This is a genomic window from Mycobacterium mantenii, assembly GCF_010731775.1.
In the GTDB taxonomy this organism is placed as follows: Bacteria; Actinomycetota; Actinomycetes; order Mycobacteriales; family Mycobacteriaceae; genus Mycobacterium; species Mycobacterium mantenii.
In genome coordinates this window covers 5,531,793-5,553,514 of sequence record NZ_AP022590.1, presented here as the reverse complement: position 1 = coordinate 5,553,514, position 21,722 = coordinate 5,531,793, and the positions used below count along the sequence as shown (strand labels likewise).

Here is a 21,722-nt window from a genome sequence, read left to right as displayed (position 1 = left end):
GAAGGCCATGAAGTTCTTGTCCCGGATCCTGACCCGTACGCCGTCGCTACGGGCCCGGGTCGCGGTCGCGACGGCCATCGGCACCGCGATCGTGGTGGTCATCGCGGGGGCCGTCGTGTGGTTCGGCATCACCAGCGCCTGGAAGGAACGCCTGGATCGCCGCCTGGACGAGGCGGCGGGTTTCGCCATCCCCTTCCTGCCACGTGGACTCGACGGCATCCCCCGGACCCCGAACGATCAGGACACCGTCATCACGATTCGCCGCGACGGCCAGGTCAAGTCCAACTCGGACGTCACGTTGCCGCCGCTGGATGTGGGCTACGCCGACACCTACATCAACGGGGTGCGCTACCGAGTGCGAACCCTGGAGGTCGGCACCCCGCAGCCGGCGACGGTGGCGGTGGGCGCGACCTACGACGACACGATCGCCCAGACCAACAACCTGCATCGCCGGGTGATCCTGATTTGCGCGCTCTCGATCGGTGCGGCGGCGGTATTCGCCTGGCTCCTGGCGGCTTTCGCGGTGCGACCGTTCAAACGTCTGGCCCAGCAAGCGCGCTCGATCGACGCCGACGAGCGGCCGCAGGTGGCGGTGCGCGGCGCCAGCGAGGCCGTCGAGATCGCCGAAGCCATGCGGGGCATGCTGCAGCGCATCTGGACCGAACAGGACCGGACTAAGGACGCGCTCGCGTCGGCCCGCGACTTCGCCGCGGTGTCCTCGCACGAACTGCGCACTCCCCTGACCGCGATGCGCACCAACCTCGAAGTGCTGTCCACCCTGGACATGCCCGACGACCAACGCAAAGAGGTGCTGGGCGACGTCATCCGCACCCAGTCGCGGATCGAGGCGACGTTGACCGCGCTCGAACGGTTGGCCCAGGGCGAACTATCGACGGCCGACGACCATGTGCCCGTCGACATCACCGAGCTGCTGGACCGCGCCGCCCACGACGCCATCCGGATCTATCCCGGGCTCGACGTTTCGCTGGTGCCGTCACCCACCTGCATCATCGTCGGGATGCCGGCCGGGTTGCGCCTCACCGTCGACAACGCGATCGCCAACGCCGTCAAGCACGGCGGCGCCACCCAGGTCCAGCTGTCGGCGGTCAGCTCGCGCGCCGGCGTCGAGATCACCATCGACGACAACGGCAGCGGCGTGCCCGAGGATGAGCGCCGAATCGTGTTCAATCGGTTTTCCCGCGGATCGACAGCCTCCCATTCCGGGTCGGGGCTGGGGTTGGCGCTGGTGGCACAACAGGCCCAGCTACACGGCGGGACCGCCATGCTGGAGAACAGCCCACTGGGTGGCGCGCGGCTGGTGCTGCGACTTCCGGCCCCCAGCTAGCGCCGCCGGCGATTGTGCGCGCTGTCCCGCCACGGTGTGAAACCGGCCTGCTCGGCGGACTTCTCGTCGGTGAACCAGACCTGGGCGGTGGTCGAGTCGTAGGTCGGATCGTCGGGCGTGAGGTACAGCTTGCGGTCCAGGCGGGCTTTGACCAAGTATCCCGTCGGCCCCCCGCCGTCGGGGCCGGCGTCGGCGGAGCCCGGACCGTATGGCGCACGCGGCGGCGCCGGAATCTTGCCGGTTCGTGGATCTTTGGCGATCGGGATTTCCGTGGTGCGCCGTTCGGTGGCCGGGATCTTCGTGGTGCGCTCCTCAGTGACCGGGATCTCGGTGGTGACGGGATCCGATGACTTCGTCACCGGCGCTTGGCTTTTGACGGACTTCAGCGCGAGCGTCAACACCAGCCCCAGCCCGAAGGACACGCCGACAAGCCACCAGTGCAGGTGGCTCATCGGCCCGCACCTTTCCTGAAGCGGTTGCGCAGTGTGGCGATGACCCAGGCGACGGCCGAGCCCGCCAGGAAAGCCAGCAGGTACCACAACCATTCGATGACGAAGTCCATGCCGAATGCTCCTCAGCCGACCACGATTTCGACCCGGCGATTCTGGGCGCGACCGTCGTCCGTGCCGTTGGGGGCGACCGGGTTGGCCGAGCCGAAACCCGCGGTGGTCAACCGGTCGGCGGGCACGCCATGGGCTTGCAGAAACGCCGCGACGGTTTGGGCGCGCTCTTCGCTCAACGGGACGTTCAGGCTCGCATTGCCGATGTTGTCGGCGTAGCCGTTGATGGCCGCATGCGCGTTCGGGCACGCCTTGAGTTTGTCGGCGACCCGGGTCAGCACCTGCTCGTCGGACGCGGTCAGACTGTCGACGTTCGATTCGAAGGTGAGTGTTCCGTCGGTCAGGGTGTTGATCGCCGATTGCAGGTTGGTGCACGACGCCGCGGCAGTGGGCGGCGCGGCCGGTGCCGGTGCCGGTGCGTTAACGACAAGATTGTCAACGACATTCAGGTTGGACCAGATGCGTTTGGCATCGGCGTCGATGGTGTTCGTTTGGTCGGGCGAGGCCGCGGTTCCCGCCAATGTGATGGTGTCTTTGCCGACCGTGAGGGTGAAATCGGCGATCGACGCGCTGTCGGTGAAAACGGGCTTGGCCTTGGCGAAGTCGAGCGCATCGACGGCGGGATTGATGCGGATCTGGTCGACGACGTTGACGCCGGGACCCAGTGCGGCGCCGAGCACCTTCAGCAGTGCCGCTTTGGCGGAGTCATCGGGGAATTCTCCCGTCACGGTGACGCTGTTGCCGGTGCGGGCCATGGAGAACGCCGCCAACGAAAACTTCGGCACACCAGCGCTGGTCGAGGGCGCCGACGACACCCGGGCGGACTGAGATCGTGCCGACAGCCCGTAGCCGATCACGGCTATCAGGAGTGGGATGACCGCCAGGGCGATCAGCCACGGCAGGCCGGGCCGTTTGACGCTCACGATGGCCCTCCCTCACGTCGCCCGCCCGCTTGCCAGGCGATATGCAGCCTACCGATTCACCCCCTCCCTGGCCGGGGCACACTGGAGCGATGGCCAACGGCAGTAAACCCACGGACAACGAAACCCTGGCAGTGATCCGCGACCTGGTGGCCCAGGAGAAAGAGCTGCGGGCCCGGCTGCAGCGCGGGGACATCGACACGACGGAAGAACACGACCGCCTGCGGCGGGTGGAGGTCGAACTCGACCAGTGCTGGGACCTGCTGCGGCAGCGCCGGGCATTGCGCGAGACCGGCGGTGACCCAAGAGAGGCGGAGGTGCGTCCGCCCGACGAGGTCGAGGGTTACCTCAGCTGAGCGACCACGCGACCGAAGTCGACGCTTTAGTTATCGGGGGCGGCCACAACGGTCTCGTCGCGGCCGCCTACCTGGCCGGCGCGGGTCTCCGGGTGCGCCTGTTGGAACGGCTGGGGCACGTCGGCGGCGCCGCCGTCTCGGCGCAAGCCTTCGACGGTGTCGGCGTTCGCGTGTCGCGCTACTCCTATCTGGTCAGCCTGCTGCCTCCGCGCATCGTCGCCGACCTGGTCGCCGCGGTGCGGTTGGCCCGGCGGCCGTATTCGTCGTACACGCCCGACCCCGCGACCGGCGGCCGCGCCGGGCTGCTGATCGGGTCGCCCGGTGACACCTTTGCCGGCATCGGCGCCGCCGCGGATGCGCACGGTTTCGCCGACTTCTACCGACGCTGTCGGCTGGTGACCGAACGACTGTGGCCGACATTGCTCGAACCCCTGCACACCCGCGAGGGCTCCCGCCGGCACGTGGTCGAAGGTGGCGATCGCCGCGCGGCGGCCGCGTGGCAGGCGGTGATCGAGGAGCCGATCGGACATGCCATCGTCGACGCGGTGCGCAACGACGTGGTTCGCGGGGTCATCGCGACCGACGCGCTCATCGGCACCTTCGCCCGCCTCGATGATCCGTCGCTGACACAGAATGTCTGCTTCCTGTATCACGTGCTCGGCGGGGGCAGCGGCGACTGGGACGTCCCGATCGGCGGGATGGGCGCAGTGACCGCGGCCCTGGCCGCGGCGGCCGTCCGTCGTGGCGCCGAAATCACCACCGGCGCAGACGTTTACTACGTCGATCCCACCGGCGAAGTGCGCTACCGCGCCGGCGGGGACGAACATCTGGTTCGGGCCCGATTCATCCTGGCCGGCGTCACACCGACGGTGCTGGCCGGGCTGCTCGGCGAACAACCGGCGCCGGCGGCCGCCGGCGCGCAGGTCAAGGTGAACATGGTGCTGCGCCGGCTGCCCCGGCTACTCGACCATGGCGTCACACCCGAGCAGGCATTCGGCGGAACATTTCACGTCAACGAGACCTGGACGCAACTGGATGCGGCGTATGCGCAGGCCGTCGCCGGTCAACCGCCGAATCCGCTGCCGTGCGAAGCCTATTGCCACTCGCTGACCGACCCCAGCATCCTGTCGGCCGAGCTGCGCGACTCGGGCGTCCAGACGATGACGGTGTTCGGCCTGCACACCCCGCACTCGCTATTCGGCGGCGCCGATCCCGACGCGCTGCGCAAACAACTGACAGACGACGTACTGGCGTCACTCAATTCCGTTCTGGCCGAACCGATTCAAGACTTACTGCTGAAAGACGCACAGGGCCGGCCGTGCCTCGAGACGACGACCACGCTGGATCTGGAGCGCACCCTAGGCATGAGCGGCGGCAACATTTTCCACGGCGGCCTGTCCTGGCCGTTCGCCGAGGACGATGACCCGCTGGACACCCCGGCACGACAATGGGGAGTGGCCACCGCGCACGAACGAATCATGCTGTGCGGCTCGGGAACTCGCCGCGGCGGAGCGGTGTCGGGTATCGGCGGGCACAACGCCGCGATGGCGGTGCTGGCGTCGCTGAGCTAGCTAGCTGCGCGCGTCGATGGTGACGTAGTCGCGCTCGGTGTAGCCGGTGTAGATCTGGCGGGGACGGCCGATCTTGCTGTCGCCCTCGTCGTGCATCTCGCGCCAGTGCGCGATCCAGCCGGGCAGCCGCCCCAGCGCGAACAGGACGGTGAACATCCGGGTCGGGAAGCCTAGCGCCCGGTAGATCAGACCGGTGTAGAAGTCGACGTTGGGGTAGAGCTTGCGCTCGATGAAGTAGTCGTCAGTGAGCGCGGCCTCTTCGAGGTGCTTGGCGATGTCCAGCAGGTCGTCGTCGCCGCCGAGCTTGGCCAGGATCTTGTCCGCCTGCTCTTTGACGATGCGGGCGCGCGGGTCGTAGTTCTTGTAGACGCGGTGACCGAAGCCCATCAGCTTCACGCCTTCTTCGCGGTTCTTGACCTTGCGCACGAATTCGCTGACGTCGTCGTCGCTTTGGCGGATCTTCTCGAGCATCTCGAGCACGGCCTGGTTGGCGCCGCCGTGCAGCGGCCCCCACAGCGCGTTGATACCACCGGAGATGGAGGTGAACAGGTTGGCCTGCGATGACCCGACCAGCCGGACCGTCGACGTCGAGCAGTTCTGTTCGTGGTCGGCGTGCAGGATGAGAAGCATGTCCAGCGCCCGAACGATTTCGGGGTCCGCCTCATACGGTTCCGCGGGCAGCCCGAACGTCATGCGCAGGAAGTTCTCCACCAGCGTCAGCGAGTTGTCCGGGTACAGGAAGGGCTGGCCGACCGACTTCTTGTAGGCGTAGGCCGCGATGGTCGGCAGCTTGGCCAGCAACCGGATCGTCGAGAGCTCGACGTCCTCGGTGTCCATCGGGTCGAGCGAATCGGGGTAGTAGGCGGAGAGCGCGTTGACCGCACTGGACAGCACCGGCATCGGGTGGGCGTTGCGCGGGAAGCCGTCGAAGAACCGCTTGAGGTCCTCGTGCAGCATGGTGTGCAGTTGGATCCGCTTGGTGAAGTCGGCCAGCTGCTCCGTGCTCGGCAGCTCCCCGTAGATCAGGAGGTAGCTCACCTCGATGAAGGTCGACTTCTCGGCGAGCTGCTCGATCGGGATGCCGCGGTAGCGCAGGATGCCCGCGTCGCCGTCGATGTAGGTGATGGAGCTCTTGCACGACGCCGTGTTGACGAAGCCGTTGTCGAACGTGGTGTAGCCGGTCTTGGACAACAACGAGCCCAGCGCGATGCCGTCGGCGCCGTCGGTGGCGCTGACAATCTGCAGGTCGGTCTCGCCGCCCGGGTACTTCAAAGTGGCGGTGTCGTCGGTGTCTGCCACGAGAACCCCTTTGCGCTCTGGCTGATATGGCTGCTGACTTGGTGCTTACTGCTGAAGGTAGTCGTTACGACGATGAGGCGCCTGCCCGGGGTCGAGTCCGCTGGTCACGCCAGCAATCGGTCCGGTCACGCCGCCGCGCAACGTACATCATCAGCGGGTTAGGGCTGCAGGCGCTCCACCCGATCTCCGGTGACGCGGATGCGGTTATGGAGTCGATTTTCCCGGCCCTGCCAAAACTCAACCACCTCCGGGGCGATGAGGTAGCCGCCCCAGCCCGGCGGGACCGGAACCTGCTCGCGGTCGGCGAAGCGGGCGGTCACCTCACCCAGCTGCTCGAGCAGGGCCGCCCGGGACGCGATCGGTTGCGATTGGTGCGACGCCCAGGCCCCCAGTTGCGACCCGCGCGGCCGCTTGGACCAGTAGTCCTCGGTGGCCTGCGCGGCGACCTTGCGCACCGGGCCGCGGACGTGGACCTGACGGCCGAGCTGATACCAGGGAAACGTCGCCGAGGCGTATGGCGTCGCCGCCAGATCGTCTCCTTTGGCTGAGTCATAGTTGGTGAAGAAAGTGATCCCGGTCTCGTCCACGCTCTTGCACAACACCGATCGGCTCGCCGGCCTGCCATCGGCGGTGACGGTGGCCAGCACCAACGCGTTGGGCTCAGGCACGCCCGACCGCTCGGCGTCGTCGATCCACTTGCGCAACAACGGAACCCAGCCGTCGCTGAGCCAATCCGCGTCGAGGTCTGGACTGCCGTCTTTTTCCACCGAGCCGTATTCCACCCGCATCCGTTGCAGGTGCTCGCCTTGTGGTCCTGCCATCGCGTCAACGCTACCGGCGCTTGCTACCGGCCGGTAGCGTCGACCCGATCATGGGGTGCGAGAATTTTCCCATGACTGCTGTGGTCCCCGAAGACTTTGTCCCCGGCCTCGAGGGCGTGGTCGCCTTCACCACCGAAATTGCCGAACCGGATAAAGACGGCGGCGCATTGCGCTATCGCGGTGTCGACATCGAAGACCTGGTGACCCAGCAGGTCACCTTCGGCGACGTGTGGGCATTGCTGGTCGACGGCAAGTTCGGCCACGGGCTGCCGCCCGCCGAGCCCTTCCCGCTGCCCATCCACACGGGCGACGTGCGCGTCGACGTGCAGGCGGGCCTGGCGATGCTGGCCCCGATCTGGGGGTACAAGCCGCTGCTGGACACCGACGGCGCCACCGCCCGCGACCAACTGGCCCGGGCATCGGTGATGGCGCTGTCCTACGTCGCGCAGTCGGCCCGCGGCATTTACCAGCCCGCGGTGCCGCAGCGGATCATTGACGAATGCGAAACGGTGACTGCCCGTTTCATGACGCGGTGGCAGGGCGAGCCGGACCCACGGCACATCGAAGCGATCGACGCCTATTGGGTCTCGGCCGCCGAGCACGGCATGAACGCCTCGACGTTCACCGCGCGGGTGATCGCCTCGACCGGCGCCGACGTGGCGGCGGCGTTGTCCGGGGCGATCGGGGCGATGAGCGGCCCGCTGCACGGCGGTGCCCCGGCGCGGGTGCTGCCGATGCTCGAAGAGGTCGAGCGCACCGGTGACGCGCGCGGCCTGGTCAAGAAGATCCTGGACAGCGGGGACAAGCTGATGGGCTTCGGGCACCGGGTGTACCGCGCGGAGGACCCGCGGGCACGGGTGTTGCGCGCTACCGCCGAGCGGCTGGGCGCGCCGCGCCACGAGGTCGCCGTCGCGCTGGAGCAGGCGGCCCTGGCCGAGCTGCGCGAGCGCCGTCCGGACCGGGCCATCGAGACGAACGTCGAGTTCTGGGCCGCGGTGATGCTGGACTTCGCCCGAGTACCGGCCAACATGATGCCGGCGATGTTCACCTGTGGACGTACCGCCGGATGGTGCGCACACATCCTCGAGCAGAAACGGCTCGGCAAGCTGGTCCGCCCGTCCGCGATCTACGTGGGCCCCAGCCCGCGCAAACCGGAAGCCGTCGAGGGCTGGGACCGCAGTCTCACCAACGCCTGAGCCGCGGCGTCGGGACCCAAACTTTTTGGTGATCACTCAGTAGGATCGCCCCATGCCCTTGGGGAATGGCGCCGTCTTCGCCGGCTACACCATTGAGGGTCTACTCGGCTCGAGCGCGACGGGCGACGTATACGTGGCGCGGCATCCACGATTGCCGCGACTGGACGCGCTGAAGGTGCTGCCCGCCTCGTTGACCGGTGACGCGGACTTCCGGCAGGGGTTCGACCGGGACGCGGACCTGGCGGCCACGCTGCGGCATCCCAATATCGTTGCCCTACACGACCGCGGCGAATTCGACGGCCGGCTCTGGATTGCGATGGATTACGCACAGGGCACCGACGCCGGACGCTTGCTGCGCGAACGGCACCCCTACGGCATGGCCGCACGCGACGTGCTGGAGATCGTCACGGCCGTCGCGGACGCACTCGACCACGGTCACCGACGTGGAATCGTGCACCGCGATGTCAAACCCGGGAAAATTCTGCTGACGCAATCCGATTCGGAGCCACGCCGAATCCTGTTGGCCGACTTCGGCATTGCCCGCTACACGGATGCCATCAGCGGTTCAACGTCGACCGGCGCCGCCGGCCTGGCCAGCTACGCCGCGCCAGAACAGCTGATGGGCGGTCCCCTCGACGGGCGGGCCGATCAATACGCCCTGGCCGCCACGGCCTTTCACTTGCTGACCGGTGTCGCTCCGTACGCCGACACCGGCCCGGCTGCGGTCGTCGCCAACCATCTCAACGCGCCGGCACCGCTGCTGGCGCACCGACGCCCCGATCTGGCGCCGCTCGACCCGGTGCTGTCGAAAGCGATGAGCAAGGATCCGGCGCAACGCTTTTCGCGGTGCGTCGACTTTGCTCGAGCCCTCAGCGAGTCGATCAATGCCGCTGGCGTGCAGTGGAATCCAACGACCACGCCGTGGCCGGCGGGCCCGCAGGCGATGGGTGCGCCGCCGATTCTGACGGCCGGCCCCTGGCCCGCGATGCCTCCCATGCCGCCGTATCCGGGACCGGCGCCGCGACGACGAGTGCTCGCGGCCGTCCTGGTGCCGCTGGTGCTCACGGTCGTGTTGCTGGGCGCCGGCGCGTTCACCGGGACGCAAGTGTTGCGTCCGCGGCCACAGCCGTCGACCGCCGCACCCCAGTGGCAGCCGTACGTCGACTACGCCAAACAGTTCGCCGGCTGGCTCAGCAGCCTGAGCCCGCAGTCCGCCGACAGCGACATCCAACGCCTCCTCGACGGATCGATCGGCGAATTCCACGACGACTTTGCGAAGTCGCGCAACGACTTCCTCAAGACCGTCGTGGATTCCAATGTGTCGACCCAAGGGAGCGTGAACGCCGCGGCACTCGAGTCGATCAGCGGCACCAAGGCGCAGGTCCTGGTCGCCGCGACCTCCAACGTCACCAACAAGGCGGGCGCGACGCAAGACCCGCGAAAGTGGCGGTTGGAGCTGCGGGTCGAGCAGGTCGGTGCCACCTACAAGGTGTCCAAAGTGGAATTCGTGTCATGAGGTCCGGGCTGCTGGGGCGCATCGCGTGGTGGGCGGTCGTTGTCGTCCTCACTGTCACCACACTGGCCGTGACGGCATTGGGCGTTCGGGAAATGCGGCTCAAGAGTCAGCAACCGCCGCCGGTGGCGGACCAATTCGCCGATCGCCAGGCGGCCACCCGGGCCGCGAGCACCGGGACGGTCAAGTTGCTGAGCTACACACCGGACACCCTCGACCAGGACTTCAACGCCGCCAGCGCGATGCTGACCGGCGACTTCCTCGCCTATTACCGGCAGTTCACCAGCCAGGTCGTCGCGCCCGCCGCGCGGCAGAAGCGGGTGACCACCAAGGCCACCGTCCCGCGCGCCGGGGTGGAAACCTTGTCCACCGATGCGGCGGCCATCCTCGTCTTCGTCACCCAGACGACGACGTCGGCGGATCAACCCGCGCCGGCGGCCACCTCCAGCTCGGTGCGGGTCGGCCTCGCCAAGGTGCAGGGACACTGGCTGATCAACAGCTTCAACCCGGTGTGACGAACTAGTTCGGGGCGGCGCGATGAGAATTGCCGCGGCGTCCGGTCAATACTTGTGATCCCTCACGGGGCGAACGCGACACAAGGAGAACCAACATGGCGATCAACATCGAACCCGCACTGTCCCCGCACCTGGTGGTCGACGATGCCGCCGCGGCAATCGACTTCTACGTCCAGGCCTTTGGGGCCCAGGAAATGGGGCGCGTGCCGCGTCCCGACGGCAAACTGGTGCACGCCGCGGTGCGCATCAACGGCTTCACGGTGATGCTCAACGACGACTTCCCGGAAGTGTGTGGCGGCAAGTCGATGACGCCGACATCGCTGGGCGGCACCCCGGTGACGATCCACCTGACGGTCACCGACGTCGACGCCAGCTTCCAGCGCGCGCTGGATGCCGGTGCCACCGTGGTGACCCCGTTGGCAGACCAGTTCTGGGGCGACCGCTACGGCGTGGTCGCCGACCCGTTCGGCCACCACTGGTCGCTGGGGCAGCCGGTACGCGAGGTCAGCATGGAAGAGATCTCGGCGGCGATGGCCGGGCAGGGAGCCGGTTAGTGGCGATCGCGAGCGCGGCCGTCGCGATCGCAAGCGCGGCCGTGGCGATCGCAAGCGCGGCGTAGCCGGGTCGGCGGGTCGCCACCACAGCTCGTAGCCGGGCGCGGCGGATCGCCACCATCGGGACTAGCCGAGCAGCCGATCAAGCAGCCGGCGTCGCGGTGGCGGCGCCAGCTGCGCGGTGGCGGCGGCCGCGAGCATGGCGGAGACGTCGGTGAACTTGTTGCGGGGCCGCCCGCCGTCGCTGCCGCGCGCGATCTCGGCGGCGTCGATGGCGCGCCATCCCGCCGCGTCGATCGCGTCGGGCTGACGGGCGCGCACCAGGCTGGCCAGCTCCTCGGGTTTGGCCGCCGGATCGGTCAGCTTGCCGGAGTTGAAATCGGCGACCAGGGCCTGCACGGTCTGCAATGAGCAGGACTTGTTGGTGCCGATGAACCCGCTAGGCCCCCGCTTGATCCAGCCCGCGACATAGGCGCCGCGCACCGGTTCACCGGAGGCGGGATCGACGACGCGACCCGCGTCGTTCGGCACGACGGCCGACGACTCGTCGTAAGGAAGATCGCGAATCGGCTTGCCGCGGTAGCCGATCGACGTCAGCACCATACCCGTTTCCAGCAGGCGCGTTTCGTCGGTGCCGGTGACCGAGAACTCCATACCGGTGGCGCGCTGGTCCCCCAGCACCCTGCTCGGGGTGAGCCGATACGCCAGCCTGATCCTCGGGCGCGAGGACGGCGCCGAATCGTCGCCGAGCGTGCTCAAGATTTCCAGCTTGCGCTTGGTCAACGCGTCCGAAGCGGTCGCGAGGTCGGCGGCCACCAGCTGGTGGTCGGCCGCGCTGAGCACCACTTCGGAGCTGCCGGTAAGCCCGATCAGCTCCGGCAGCGTGAACGCCGACTGGGCGGGTCCGCGCCGGGCGGCGATCACCACCTCACGCACCGCCGAGGCCCGAAAGGCCGCCAGCGCGTGGTCGGCGATGTCGGTGCGAGCCAGGTCGTCGGGATCCGCGGTGAGCAACCGGGCGACATCGAGGGCGACGTTGCCGTTGCCGACGATCACCGCCCGCTCGTGGCTGAGATCGACTGGCAAATCGGTGAAATCGGGATGCCCGTTGATCCATGCGACCAATTCGGTTGCCGTTCCGGTCCCGGGCAGGCCCATGCCCTCGATGTCCAGGCGGCGGTCATCGGGTGCGCCGACGGCGTACAGCACGGCGTGGTGGTGAGCCAACAGGTCGGCGTGGCTCAGCTGCTTGCCGACCTCGACGTTGAGATAGAACCGGAACCGCCGATCACCGGCCACCTTGTCGAACAGCCGGGTGACCCGCTTGGTGTTCTGGTGATCGGGGGCCACCCCCGCGCGCACCAAACCGTAAGGGGTAGGCAGCTTCTCAAAGACGTTGACGCGCACGCCGTGCTGAGTCAGCAGTTCGTCGGCGGCATACATCGCCGCCGGCCCCGATCCGACGATGGCCACCGTCAACGGCGTACGACGGGCGTGCACCTTCGCGGCCGGGATCACCGATGCCAGCTTTGACGTCGGCGGCAGCTTCTCGTCCTTCGGCCGGTCCGGATAGAAGGACGCATTGATCTCGATGAAGGGCAGCTGCTTGACGTCCAGCCGGCTGTCGGGCGCGATCGCGCCGACGGGGCATGCGCTCACGCAGGCACCACAGTCGACGCACGCCACCGGATCGATGTAAAGCATCTCCGAGGTGGCGAAGCCGGGCTCATCCGGTGTCGGGTGAATGCAATTCACCGGGCACGCGAAAACACAGGACCCGTCGTTACAGCACGACTGGGTAATAACGTGCGGCATAGAGGAACTCGCAGTGGTTACGCGGCGGGGACCGCGGCCAGGTGCTGGCGCTGCGGCTCGCTGCGGTACCGCGACGGCTTGCCGTTGATCCTGCACAACCGCCACATCAACCGCGCGGAGCGCGTGTCCATCAGGCCGGTGTCGTAGGCCAGCATCCGCACATCACCGAACATGTCACTGAGCCACTTACGCGATTCCGGCGACCGGAAGAACAGTTCCTTTTTGACGTCACGCGGGATGTCGAACTCCTGCCAGAACGCCTTGGGCGGCACCACGATTGCGCGACACAGCGCCTTCATGGTCAGCGGCAGATACAGCGCGGTCCAGAATCGTTGCCTCTTGGTCAATTCCGGCACCCGCTTGCGCAGGAATTCGTGGGCGAACGAGATGTGTCGGGCCTCCTCGGCCACGTGGATGGCCATTACCCGCTCCATGATGGGGTGCAGCGACTTGCCTTCGCGCAGAACGTTTTTCTGCGTGTGGTCGATCGGCTCCTCGCCGGCGAGCACCCCGATGAAGAATGCGACCGGCAGCGGGCCGGCCACCAGCGGCACCAACGGCGAGAGCCACTTGAGGATTCGCGGCATGCCCGGCACGTCGGCGCCGATGCGGTTCACCATCTCTTGGAACATCATGGTGTGGTTGCACTCTTCAACCGACTCGTGCAGGCAATACCGGTATTCCGGCGACCCGTTGGGCACCCAGAACGTGTAGTTCATCAGGCCCCGGATCAGGATGGACTCGAAGTGCAGACCCACCTTGGCCACGTTGGCCTGGCGCCACATCCCGATCTTGATCTTGCGCTCGTCCGACTGCGCCAGATACCAGGGATGGCGACCCAGCGGATCGGTCGTCGGCAGGATCCACCGCGGATCGTTTTCCGTGACGGCGAATTCTGGTGACTCCCAATCGATATCGGTGTACGGATTGAAATTACGCCGCACCGACCCCTCGGACAGGGTGGCAAGCATGTTGACGTATTCGGCGTCGTCGCGCACTTCCATGTTGCTTCGCCAACGCCGGACTAATCGCGTCCTAGCCATATTTAGGCCTCCCCAACGAGGTTTACATTTGGCCGTACTGTGTCCAGACAGTACCGCAGGTACCGGATATTTCCTAGGCCCCCTCTAGGCACTGTGACCTGACCGGTGGTCATGAAATTTTTATGCCCCAGATCACACGCGACCAAACGTCCGAGCGCACCCGAACAGGCCTTTTGCCCCGGCGACGGGGGCCCACAGCCGGGCCTCCGCACCGGCCCGTCGGGTCGGCTCACTACCCTGATGAGCATGGCTGACCAGCTCGAGATCCCCGCTGACATCAAACCCCGCGACGGCCGCTTCGGGTGCGGCCCGTCCAAGGTCCGACCCGAACAATTGCAGGCGCTGACCACGACCGCCGCCCCGTTGTTCGGCACCTCGCACCGCCAGGCACCGGTCAAGAATCTGGTGGGCCGGCTGCGGTCCGGTCTCGCCGAGCTGTTCTCCGTGCCCGAGGGCTATGAGGTCATTCTGGGCAACGGCGGCGCAACCGCGTTCTGGGATGCCGCGGCGTTCGGCTTGATCGACAAGCGTTCGTTGCACCTGTCCTTCGGCGAGTTCAGCTCCAAGTTCGCCTCCGCGGTCGCCAAGAACCCCTTCATCGGCGATCCCGTCGTCATCAAGGCGGACGCCGGCAGCGCACCCGAGCCACAAAGCGACCCCTCGGTGGACGTGATCGCCTGGGCGCACAACGAGACGTCCACCGGCGTCGCGGTGCCCATCGCCCGGCCCGCCGATTCCGGCGAGGCGCTGGTCGTCATCGATGCGACCTCGGGCGCCGGCGGGCTGCCGGTCGACATCGCCGAGACCGATGCCTACTACTTCTCTCCGCAAAAGAATTTCGCCAGCGACGGCGGCCTGTGGCTGGCCGTCATGAGCCCTGCGGCGCTGGCCCGCGTCGAGTCCATCGCCGCCTCCGGCCGCTGGGTTCCCGACTTCCTGTCGCTGCCCATCGCCGTGGAGAACAGCCTGAAGGACCAGACCTACAACACCCCGGCGATCGGCACCCTGGCGCTGATGGCCGAGCAGGTCGACTGGATGCTGGGCAACGGCGGGCTGGACTGGGCCGTCAAGCGCACGGCCGACTCGTCGAGCCGGCTGTACTCCTGGGCCGAGGAGCGGTCCTACACCACGCCGTTTGTCAGCGACCCCAAGCTGCGCTCGCAGGTGGTGGGCACCATCGACTTCGCCGACGACGTCGATGCCGCGGCTGTCGCGAAGATCCTGCGGGCGAACGGCATCGTCGACACCGAGCCGTACCGCAAACTCGGCCGCAACCAGCTGCGGGTGGGGATGTTCCCGGCGGTGGACCCCGACGACGTCAGCGCCCTGACCCAATGCATCGACTGGGTCGTCGAGCGCTTGTAACCGGGCGGCAATCGACAGGCAACCACACCGCGTGTCAGCACAGGTGATGGGCGGTTGCTGGACTAGAGTGCGCACGTGACGGGTCCGTCGCTGACCTGCACGGAGCCTGCGAGGAGATAACCATGCGGGAACTCAAAGTGGTTGGGCTGGATGCCGACAGCAAATATGTCATCTGCGAGGGTGACGATCCCGCGGAGCAGTTCAAGCTGGCGGCCGACGACCGCCTGCGAGCGTTGCTGCGCGAGGCGGCCCTGTCCTCTGAGCAACCGCAGCTCGAGATTGAAGTCACCAACATGCTGAGCCCCAAAGAAATTCAGGCCAAGATTCGCGCCGGCGCCTCCGTCGAGCAGGTCGCCGCGGCGTCGGGTTCGGAGGTGTCGCGGATCCGCCGCTTTGCCCACCCGGTGCTGCTGGAACGGTTCCGCGCCGCGGAGTTGGCAACCGCCGCACATCCGATGCTGGCCGATGGTCCCGCGGTGCTGACCCTGCTGGAGACGGTCAGCGCCGCCCTGGTAACCCGGGGGCTCAGCCACGACAAACTCAGCTGGGACGCCTGGCGCAACGAAGACAACCGCTGGACGGTGCAGCTCGCGTGGAAGGTCGGCCGTTCCGACAACCTCGCGCATTTCTGCTTCTCTCCGGGCGCCCACGGCGGAACGGTCACCGCCATCGACGACGCGGCCAGTGCCCTGATCGACCCCACCTTCGAACGCCCGCTGCGCCCGGTGGCCCGGGTGGCCCACGTCGACTTCGAAGAGCCGGCGAAGCCGCCCGTCGCGGAAGCACCGGTCGCGGAGCCCGACGAAAAGCCCGTGCACACCCGCCGGGGCAAGCCGGTCATCCCGGCATGGGAGGACGTGTTGCTCGGCGTGCGCTCGGGCGGACAGCGCTAGGGCCGACGGTGGCGACCCGCTTCGCCCGGCTTTGCCGCGCTCGCGATCACCACTAGTCCCGACGGTGGCGACCCGCTTCGCCCGGCTTTGCCGCGCTCGCGATCACCACTAAGCGCGACCCGCCGCCAAGGCGAGCAGCACAACCCACGCGCCCGCGGCCCCCACTGCGGCACCGAACACGAACCAGCGCAGCACCGGCGTACGCCGCCACCCCCACAACGTAGGCGCCAAACCCCCGGCGGCCACCACGTTGAGCCCGATGGCCAGCAGCGCGTTCACGCGCACCAGCCCCAGACTGAGCACCACGATCGCGGCGCCCGTGACCGCCGCGACGAATGCGGTCACCGTCAAACCCGTTGCCCAGGGCACGGACTCGTCTCTCATCAGCCGGAGCCTAGCTTGGCTGTCCATCGCCACCTCCCGTCGCCGAGCGGGCCCGCTCGTAGAACGCCAACGCCGCCGCCGTCGCGACGTTGAGCGAGTCGGTGCCCCGCGACATCGGAATACGCACGCGCACATCACTCAACCGCAGGGTGGCCGGCGTCAGCCCCGGCCCTTCGGCGCCGACCAACACCGCGACGCGTTCGTCGCGCGCGGCCGTCATCGCCTCCGGCAACGCGCATGCGGCGCCTTGCGGGGTCATCGCCAGAAGCCGAAAACCGTTCTCCCGCAACGTCGCAAGCTCGGCGGGCCAACGGGTTGCGTGCGCATACGGCACCAGCAGCGCGTGGCCCATCGACACCCGAACCGCGCGGCGGTACAGCGGGTCGGCACAGCCGCTGCCGAAGACCACCGCGTCGACGCCGAGCCCTGCCGCGTTGCGAAAGATCGAGCCCAGGTTCTCGTGGTCGTTGACCCCTTCGAGCACCGCGACGGTGCGGGCCCCGGCGATCACCTCGGCGACGCTGGGTTCGGGCGCCCGCCGGGCGGCCGCCAGCACGCCGCGGTTGAGATGAAAGCCGACCACCCGGGCCATGACGTCGGCGGAGGTCCGGTAGAACGGCACGGCGCCGCCGGCCAGGTCGTTTTCGAGCTCTGCGAGCCGGCGGTCGGTGCCCAGCAGGGCATGCGGGTGAAACCGTGAGGCGAGCATGCGCTGCACCACCAGCACACCCTCGGCGATCACCAGCCCCTTGCCGGACGGCAGATCGGGACGGCGATCGACGCTGTTCAGGTCGCGGAAATCGTCGAGCCTCGGATCGTCGGGGTCGTCAACGTCCTGAATATTCAGGGCTTCGGTCCGGTAACTCACGGGCCTTCGTCGACCAGGGCCAACATCAGGTCGGCCGCGCTACGCAGGGTGTCGCGTTGTTCGCTGTTCAACGTCGCCAGCCGCTTGGCGAGCCACTCCTGGCGGGCACGGCGGTTGGCCTTGACCAGCTCGGCCCCGGACTCCGACACCGAGACGAGCACCTGCCGGCCGTCGACCGGGTGCGGCGCGCGGTCCACCAGTCCCATTTCGGCCAGCGACGCGATCACCCGGGTCATCGACGGCGGCCGGACGCGTTCGCGAATCGCCAGGGCACCGGGCGTCATCGGGCCTTCGTTGGTCAGCATCGCCAGCGCCGACAGCTGGGACAGGGACACCGGCGACGACGGATTCCGAAACCGCAGTTGGCGGGCCAGCCGCATAACAGCCAGTGACAGGTCGCTGGCCAGCCGCGCATCGCTGTCAGGCATGGCGCGAGGTTACACGGCAGGCCGAGAAACCGGGACACCAACCGGTGAACGAGCGGTGTTGATCCCTTTCGCTACGCTGCGGGTTTTTCATCGAAATGCTTCCGCGCGGGTATCACGTTCGGCCGGGTCGGGTAATTCACATCGGCTCGTGGGTGCGCCGCCCGCGGACACCGGCGGCGGGTTATGTTAAGCGCGATGTCTGCCGAACCCGGTCACAACCCCACCGCGCCGCCGCTGCCGGCCGCGCTGCTGCAGGTGTGGCCGTTCATCGCGCTCGGCGCGTTGGGTTGGCTGTCCGCGGTGGCGGCCGCTTTCCTGGTGCCCGCCCTGCAATGTTGGCGTCCGGTGGCCCTGGCCGGGCTGGGTGTGGGGGTGCTCGGCACGAGCATCTTCCTGCTGCAGCTCGCCGCGGCCCGTCGCGGTGCACGCGGCGCGCAGGCCGGCCTCGAAAACTATCTCGACCACAAGTAATTCGCACCCCTGGAGGAGCGATGGTAGCCCCGCTGTTGCAAGCCCACGTCGACATCAACGCACCGGTCGCCACGGTGTGGGGATTGATTTCCGACCTGCGGCGAATGCCGCAGTGGAGTCCGCAGTGTCGTTGGATGAAGCCCTTCGGCCCGGTGCGTCAGGGCACCCGGACCCTCAACCTCAACCGCCGCAAGCGCATGTTCTGGCCGACCACGTGCACGGTCGTCGAGATCGTTCCCGACCGCAAGCTCGCGTTCCGCGTCGACACCAACAACACCATCTGGAGCTACGAGCTCGAGCCCAGCGGCGAGGGCACCCGGCTGATCGAGAGCCGTCACGCCGAAAACGGCGTCACCGCGTTTTCGAACCTGTCGGTGAATGCGCTCTTCGGCGGGACAGCCAACTTCGAGCGTGAATTGCTCGACGGCATGAACGCCTCGCTGGCGCGCATCAAGGCCGCCGCCGAGACCGGCTAGTCCGTCGTTTCGCTCTGCGGCGGCTGCTGGCCTTCCGGCGTCTCGGCCGGTGTCTCGGGCCGAGACGCCTGGGTCGCCGGTTCTTGGGCCGCCGGTTCCTGGGCCGCAAGTTCTTGGATCGCGGACTCCTCGGTCGCGGGTTCTTGAGTCGCGGACTCTTGAGTCGCCGGCTCTTGGGTCGCGGATTCCGCCTGCGCTTCCGGCGCCTCCGACGCTTCTCCAGACGGCGCCGACGGCTCGACCGGTGCCTGGGTGAGGTCCAGCAGGCCGTCGTCGTAGGGCTCGTACGCCGGCGACCCGGTGCCCGCCGGGGCCGGAGTGTCCGAGTGAGCACCGCAGCCGTACAGCTTGTCGACGATGTGCCCGTCGGCCGACAATTCGTTGCCGCACACCCCGAACAGCGCCCCCAGGGATCCCGACAGCGGCAGGAAGAAACCGCAGTCGAGGCACACCCGCTTGGTGGATCGCGCCATCGGCGAGTCGGGGCCGTAATCGCCGGTGCGCCAGCGTTCGGCCGCGTCCGCGCGGCCCTCGGCGCTCATCACCCAACGCCGGCCCAACCCGATCTCGGCGGCGGTCTCGTCGACCTGAAGGTCCCCGCTGGCGGTGTAGCCGGGAACCAGCCGAGGATCGTCGGTGGCGGGCGCCAGCAGATCGCCGGGACTCAGATCCCCGGGCCGCACCCGGTGCTCCCATGGCACCCACTCGGGTGCCAGCAATGCCGTCGGCCCCGGTACCAGCACCACCTCGCTGATCGTGGCGTGCTCGGCGCCGGGATAGGCCGCCACGACGACCGCCCACTGCCACCCCTGGTAACCGGGCAGGTGCGCCAGGAACCGGTGGGTCGCGGTGTTCGGGTCTTCGTAGCCGACGCCCAGATAGTCGCCGACCATCTCCGGCCCGCTGAACTCCACGACGGCGGCCCTCGCCTGGTCTGCCGCGCCCGTGAGCACCGCCGCCAAGCCCTCCGGCCAGTCGTCCACGGTTGCCACGGCGGATTCCACGGAGGGCTCCTCGCTGGGTCTGGTCACGCTGCCTTCTTTCTGCATTGCGTTTCCAATACTAGGTTGGCGAGCCACACCCCGTTACCTGCAGACGCACGGAGTCGGCATAGGGGAGAATCGGAACGTGTCTGGACGGCGGCAAAACGATCCGGGCCGTGTGCCCTCTCAGCGGGGCCGCCGGCCCCGCAACGGCGCCGCCTCCCAACATCCGGGCGCGGCCAACTACCCTGCCGGCGACAGCACCGATCGGCGCACGCGGCGCCCGTCGCCGATGCCGAGCGCCAACCGCTATCTGCCGCCGCTGGGCCATCAGCCGGAGCCGGAGCGCAGCAGCGGCACGGCGTCTCGCGGTCCGGTCTCCGGCGAGCGGATCACCGTCACCCGCGCCGCCGCGCTGCGCAGCCGCGAAATGGGCTCGCGGATGTACTGGATGGTGCAGCGCGCCGCGACGGCCGACGGCGCCGACAAGTCCGGCCTGACGGCGCTGACGTGGCCGGTGGTGGCCAACTTCGCCGTCGACGCCGCGATGGCCGTCGCGCTGGCCAACACATTGTTCTTCGCCGCGGCCACCGGAGAGAGCAAGGGCCGGGTCGCGCTGTACCTGTTGATCACCATCGCGCCGTTCGCCGTGGTCGCACCGTTCATCGGTCCGGCGCTGGACCGGTTGCAGCACGGCCGCCGCGTTGCGCTGGCCGCGTCGTTCGCCCTGCGCACCGCACTGGCGGTGCTGCTGATCATGAACTACAACGGCGCCACCGGCAGTTTCCCGTCGTGGGTGCTCTATCCGTGCGCGCTCGCGATGATGGTGTTCTCGAAATCGTTCAGCGTGCTGCGCAGCGCGGTGACACCACGGGTGATGCCGCCGACCATCGACCTGGTGCGGGTCAACGCCCGGCTGACCATGTTCGGCCTGCTGGGCGGCACCATCGTCGGCGGTGCCATCGCCGGTGGTGTGGAATTCGCCTGCACCCACCTGTTCAAGCTGCCCGGGGCGTTGTTCGTGGTGATCGCGGTGACGATCGCCGGCGCCACGCTGTCCATGCGGATACCACGCTGGGTCGAGGTGACGGCCGGTGAGGTTCCCGCCACGTTGAGCTACCGCCAGGACAGTGAACCGTTGCGGCGCAGCTGGCATCAGGAGGTCAGCGGCGCGCTTCGGCAACCGTTGGGCCGCAACATCATCACCTCGCTATGGGGTAACTGCACCATCAAGGTCATGGTGGGCTTTTTGTTCCTGTATCCCGCGTTCGTCGCGAAGGCCCATCAGGCCAACGGCTGGGCCCAGATCGCCATGCTCGGCATGATCGGCGCCGCGGCGGGGATCGGCAATTTCGTCGGCAACTTCACCAGTGCGCGCCTGAAGCTGGGCAGGCCCGCCGTGCTCGTGGTGCGCTGCACGGTCGCGGTGAGCGCGGTCGCGCTGGCCGCCGCGGTGGCCGGCAACTTGATGCTGGCCGTGATCGCCACCCTGGTCACGTCGGGGGCCAGCGCCATCGCGAAGGCGTCGCTGGACGCGTCGCTGCAGAACGACCTGCCGGAGGAGTCCCGCGCATCGGGCTTCGGGCGCTCGGAGTCGACGCTGCAATTGGCCTGGGTCCTCGGCGGCGCGCTGGGCGTGTTGGTGTACACCGAACTGTGGGTCGGCTTCACCGCGGTCACTGCGCTGCTCATCCTGGGCTTGGCGCAGACCCTTGTCAGCTTCCGCGGCAACTCACTGATTCCCGGCCTGGGAGGAAATAGACCGATTATGGTCGAGCAGGAGGGCATGCGCCGGGGTGTCGGCGCTTCGGCGGTGGTAGCCGAGTGAAACCCGGAAGCAAGCGGGGGATGGCCGTGCTGCTCGCCTGCCTGGTGGCCCTCCTGTGCGTCGGCGCCGGCGTCGGCACCTGGCTGCTGGTCGGCCGCACCGGACCGCGGCACCCCGAGATCAGCGCTTATTCACACGGTCACCTAACCCGGGTGGGGCCCTACCTGTACTGCAACGTGCTCAACCTCGAGGACTGTGAGACGCCGCAGAATCAGGGCGAGCTGCGGGTCAGCGAGCGCTACCCGATTCAGTTGTCGGTACCCGATGCGATCTACCGGGCGCCGTGGCGACTGCTGCAGGTATATGACGACCCCACGAACACCACCAGCACCATCTTCCGGCCGGGCACCCGGTTCGCCGTGACGATCCCCTCGGTCGACCCGCATCGCGGGCGGCTGGCCGGGATCGTGGTGCAGTTGCTGACGTTGGCGGTCGATCCCGCCGGCGAGCTTCGCGATGTCCCACACGCGGAATGGTCCGTGCGGCTGACCTTTTGAGGATCAGCCGCGCGGCTCATC

General features: G+C 68.0%; 22 protein-coding genes and 2 pseudogenes. 13 read left to right on the top strand and 11 right to left on the bottom strand.

Annotated features, from left to right (window positions below; genetic code table 11):
- Nucleotides 1-7: 7 nt before the first annotated feature.
- Nucleotides 8-1,345: a sensor histidine kinase gene (locus tag G6N50_RS25625; RefSeq protein WP_083098099.1), complete on the top strand. Its 1,338-nt coding sequence runs from the start codon at nt 8-10 to the stop codon at nt 1,343-1,345.
- On the opposite strand, the gene arfC is transcribed toward G6N50_RS25625, so the two are convergent.
- The 3 genes and pseudogenes from arfC to arfA all read right to left on the bottom strand — a co-directional run bounded on the left by arfC (nt 1,342) and on the right by arfA (nt 2,828).
- On the bottom strand, nt 1,342-1,797 hold the full coding sequence (gene arfC, locus G6N50_RS25620; protein WP_083098096.1) for a channel accessory protein ArfC, sunset domain variant: 456 nt from the start codon (nt 1,795-1,797) through the stop codon (nt 1,342-1,344). The genes G6N50_RS25625 and arfC overlap by 4 nt on opposite strands.
- A 29-nt stretch (nt 1,798-1,826) precedes the next feature.
- Nucleotides 1,827-1,907 (bottom strand): annotated as a pseudogene (arfB, locus tag G6N50_RS29565) (channel accessory protein ArfB); the annotation flags it as partial.
- 12 nt (nt 1,908-1,919) lie between these two features.
- Nucleotides 1,920-2,828, bottom strand: coding sequence for a channel-forming protein ArfA/OmpATb (gene arfA, locus G6N50_RS25615; RefSeq protein ID WP_232068831.1), 909 nt, complete (start codon nt 2,826-2,828; stop codon nt 1,920-1,922).
- 89 nt (nt 2,829-2,917) lie between these two features.
- Between arfA and G6N50_RS25610 the strand changes: the two genes are divergently transcribed.
- Together G6N50_RS25610 and G6N50_RS25605 are read left to right on the top strand one after the other, a co-directional pair.
- Complete coding sequence (locus G6N50_RS25610) at nt 2,918-3,181, top strand: DUF2630 family protein (protein ID WP_083098092.1); 264 nt, start codon at nt 2,918-2,920, stop codon at nt 3,179-3,181.
- Nucleotides 3,178-4,752 (top strand): phytoene desaturase family protein, encoded by a 1,575-nt coding sequence (locus tag G6N50_RS25605; protein ID WP_083098090.1) that lies wholly within the window; start codon nt 3,178-3,180, stop codon nt 4,750-4,752. The genes G6N50_RS25610 and G6N50_RS25605 overlap by 4 nt, the downstream gene beginning before the upstream one ends.
- Here the strand turns inward: G6N50_RS25605 and G6N50_RS25600 are convergent, their stop codons facing one another.
- Both G6N50_RS25600 and pdxH read right to left on the bottom strand, forming a co-directional pair.
- Nucleotides 4,753-6,051 (bottom strand): citrate synthase, encoded by a 1,299-nt coding sequence (locus G6N50_RS25600; RefSeq protein ID WP_083098089.1) that lies wholly within the window; start codon nt 6,049-6,051, stop codon nt 4,753-4,755.
- Nucleotides 6,052-6,209: 158 nt separating this feature from the next.
- Complete coding sequence (pdxH, locus tag G6N50_RS25595) at nt 6,210-6,872, bottom strand: pyridoxamine 5'-phosphate oxidase (protein WP_083098087.1); 663 nt, start codon at nt 6,870-6,872, stop codon at nt 6,210-6,212.
- Nucleotides 6,873-6,943: 71 nt separating this feature from the next.
- On the opposite strand from pdxH, the gene G6N50_RS25590 reads away from it, so the two are divergent.
- From G6N50_RS25590 to G6N50_RS25575, 4 genes are all read left to right on the top strand, one after another.
- Complete coding sequence (locus G6N50_RS25590; protein WP_083098085.1) at nt 6,944-8,068, top strand: citrate synthase 2; 1,125 nt, start codon at nt 6,944-6,946, stop codon at nt 8,066-8,068.
- Between the two features lie 52 nt (nt 8,069-8,120).
- Complete coding sequence (locus G6N50_RS25585; protein WP_083098083.1) at nt 8,121-9,584, top strand: serine/threonine-protein kinase; 1,464 nt, start codon at nt 8,121-8,123, stop codon at nt 9,582-9,584.
- Complete coding sequence (locus G6N50_RS25580; RefSeq protein WP_083098082.1) at nt 9,581-10,096, top strand: hypothetical protein; 516 nt, start codon at nt 9,581-9,583, stop codon at nt 10,094-10,096. Before G6N50_RS25585 ends, G6N50_RS25580 begins: the two co-directional genes overlap by 4 nt.
- A 95-nt stretch (nt 10,097-10,191) precedes the next feature.
- On the top strand, nt 10,192-10,650 hold the full coding sequence (locus tag G6N50_RS25575) for a VOC family protein (protein ID WP_083098080.1): 459 nt from the start codon (nt 10,192-10,194) through the stop codon (nt 10,648-10,650).
- A gap of 126 nt (nt 10,651-10,776) precedes the next feature.
- Here G6N50_RS25575 and G6N50_RS25570 read toward each other — a convergent pair whose 3' ends face one another.
- Entirely contained in the window at nt 10,777-12,465 is a 1,689-nt protein-coding gene (locus tag G6N50_RS25570) for an FAD-dependent oxidoreductase (protein ID WP_083098078.1), read from the bottom strand.
- Nucleotides 12,466-12,482: 17 nt separating this feature from the next.
- Nucleotides 12,483-13,508, bottom strand: a complete 1,026-nt coding sequence (locus G6N50_RS25565) for an AurF N-oxygenase family protein (protein ID WP_083098076.1) — start codon at nt 13,506-13,508, stop codon at nt 12,483-12,485.
- Nucleotides 13,509-13,754: 246 nt separating this feature from the next.
- On the opposite strand from G6N50_RS25565, the gene serC reads away from it, so the two are divergent.
- Together serC and sepH are read left to right on the top strand one after the other, a co-directional pair.
- The gene (serC, locus tag G6N50_RS25560; RefSeq protein WP_142275703.1) at nt 13,755-14,873 is read left to right on the top strand and encodes a phosphoserine transaminase; all 1,119 of its coding nucleotides are present in this window, start codon (nt 13,755-13,757) and stop codon (nt 14,871-14,873) included.
- Between the two features lie 122 nt (nt 14,874-14,995).
- Nucleotides 14,996-15,766 (top strand): septation protein SepH, encoded by a 771-nt coding sequence (sepH, locus tag G6N50_RS25555; RefSeq protein ID WP_083098073.1) that lies wholly within the window; start codon nt 14,996-14,998, stop codon nt 15,764-15,766.
- Between the two features lie 108 nt (nt 15,767-15,874).
- Here the strand turns inward: sepH and G6N50_RS25550 are convergent, their stop codons facing one another.
- The 3 genes from G6N50_RS25550 to G6N50_RS25540 are packed head-to-tail and all read right to left on the bottom strand — an operon-like array spanning nt 15,875 to nt 17,446.
- Nucleotides 15,875-16,150, bottom strand: coding sequence for a DUF2537 domain-containing protein (locus G6N50_RS25550; protein ID WP_083098071.1), 276 nt, complete (start codon nt 16,148-16,150; stop codon nt 15,875-15,877).
- A gap of 10 nt (nt 16,151-16,160) precedes the next feature.
- Nucleotides 16,161-17,018, bottom strand: coding sequence for a TrmH family RNA methyltransferase (locus G6N50_RS25545; protein WP_083098069.1), 858 nt, complete (start codon nt 17,016-17,018; stop codon nt 16,161-16,163).
- The gene (locus G6N50_RS25540) at nt 17,015-17,446 is read right to left on the bottom strand and encodes an Rv0880 family HTH-type transcriptional regulator (protein ID WP_067835227.1); all 432 of its coding nucleotides are present in this window, start codon (nt 17,444-17,446) and stop codon (nt 17,015-17,017) included. The genes G6N50_RS25545 and G6N50_RS25540 overlap by 4 nt, the downstream gene beginning before the upstream one ends.
- A gap of 195 nt (nt 17,447-17,641) precedes the next feature.
- Between G6N50_RS25540 and G6N50_RS25535 the strand changes: the two genes are divergently transcribed.
- Together G6N50_RS25535 and G6N50_RS25530 are read left to right on the top strand one after the other, a co-directional pair.
- A complete protein-coding gene (locus tag G6N50_RS25535) occupies nt 17,642-17,917 on the top strand; it encodes a DUF2530 domain-containing protein (RefSeq protein WP_083098067.1) in 276 nt (91 codons plus the stop codon).
- A gap of 20 nt (nt 17,918-17,937) precedes the next feature.
- The gene (locus G6N50_RS25530; RefSeq protein WP_083098065.1) at nt 17,938-18,393 is read left to right on the top strand and encodes an SRPBCC family protein; all 456 of its coding nucleotides are present in this window, start codon (nt 17,938-17,940) and stop codon (nt 18,391-18,393) included.
- Nucleotides 18,394-18,629: 236 nt separating this feature from the next.
- Here the strand turns inward: G6N50_RS25530 and G6N50_RS25525 are convergent.
- Nucleotides 18,630-19,442: pseudogene (locus G6N50_RS25525) on the bottom strand (DUF3027 domain-containing protein); the annotation flags it as partial.
- Between the two features lie 79 nt (nt 19,443-19,521).
- Here G6N50_RS25525 and G6N50_RS25520 point away from each other — a divergent pair.
- Nucleotides 19,522-21,204: an MFS transporter gene (locus tag G6N50_RS25520; RefSeq protein WP_083098060.1), complete on the top strand. Its 1,683-nt coding sequence runs from the start codon at nt 19,522-19,524 to the stop codon at nt 21,202-21,204.
- 20 nt (nt 21,205-21,224) lie between these two features.
- Complete coding sequence (locus G6N50_RS25515) at nt 21,225-21,701, top strand: DUF2771 domain-containing protein (RefSeq protein ID WP_142275701.1); 477 nt, start codon at nt 21,225-21,227, stop codon at nt 21,699-21,701.
- Nucleotides 21,702-21,722: the final 21 nt, after the last annotated feature.

Coding starts and splice junctions, on each gene's coding strand:
- G6N50_RS25540 (WP_067835227.1), bottom strand. CDS start 17,446: ATGCCTGACAGCGATGCGCGGCTGGCCAGCGACCTGTCACTGGCTGTT.
- G6N50_RS25570 (WP_083098078.1), bottom strand. CDS start 12,465: ATGCCGCACGTTATTACCCAGTCGTGCTGTAACGACGGGTCCTGTGTT.
- pdxH (WP_083098087.1), bottom strand. CDS start 6,872: ATGGCAGGACCACAAGGCGAGCACCTGCAACGGATGCGGGTGGAATAC.
- G6N50_RS25575 (WP_083098080.1), top strand. CDS start 10,192: ATGGCGATCAACATCGAACCCGCACTGTCCCCGCACCTGGTGGTCGAC.
- G6N50_RS25530 (WP_083098065.1), top strand. CDS start 17,938: ATGGTAGCCCCGCTGTTGCAAGCCCACGTCGACATCAACGCACCGGTC.
- sepH (WP_083098073.1), top strand. CDS start 14,996: ATGCGGGAACTCAAAGTGGTTGGGCTGGATGCCGACAGCAAATATGTC.
- G6N50_RS25585 (WP_083098083.1), top strand. CDS start 8,121: ATGCCCTTGGGGAATGGCGCCGTCTTCGCCGGCTACACCATTGAGGGT.
- G6N50_RS25610 (WP_083098092.1), top strand. CDS start 2,918: ATGGCCAACGGCAGTAAACCCACGGACAACGAAACCCTGGCAGTGATC.
- G6N50_RS25590 (WP_083098085.1), top strand. CDS start 6,944: ATGACTGCTGTGGTCCCCGAAGACTTTGTCCCCGGCCTCGAGGGCGTG.
- G6N50_RS25550 (WP_083098071.1), bottom strand. CDS start 16,150: ATGAGAGACGAGTCCGTGCCCTGGGCAACGGGTTTGACGGTGACCGCA.
- G6N50_RS25625 (WP_083098099.1), top strand. CDS start 8: ATGAAGTTCTTGTCCCGGATCCTGACCCGTACGCCGTCGCTACGGGCC.
- G6N50_RS25515 (WP_142275701.1), top strand. CDS start 21,225: ATGGCCGTGCTGCTCGCCTGCCTGGTGGCCCTCCTGTGCGTCGGCGCC.
- serC (WP_142275703.1), top strand. CDS start 13,755: ATGGCTGACCAGCTCGAGATCCCCGCTGACATCAAACCCCGCGACGGC.
- G6N50_RS25535 (WP_083098067.1), top strand. CDS start 17,642: ATGTCTGCCGAACCCGGTCACAACCCCACCGCGCCGCCGCTGCCGGCC.
- G6N50_RS25580 (WP_083098082.1), top strand. CDS start 9,581: ATGAGGTCCGGGCTGCTGGGGCGCATCGCGTGGTGGGCGGTCGTTGTC.
- G6N50_RS25565 (WP_083098076.1), bottom strand. CDS start 13,508: ATGGCTAGGACGCGATTAGTCCGGCGTTGGCGAAGCAACATGGAAGTG.
- arfC (WP_083098096.1), bottom strand. CDS start 1,797: ATGAGCCACCTGCACTGGTGGCTTGTCGGCGTGTCCTTCGGGCTGGGG.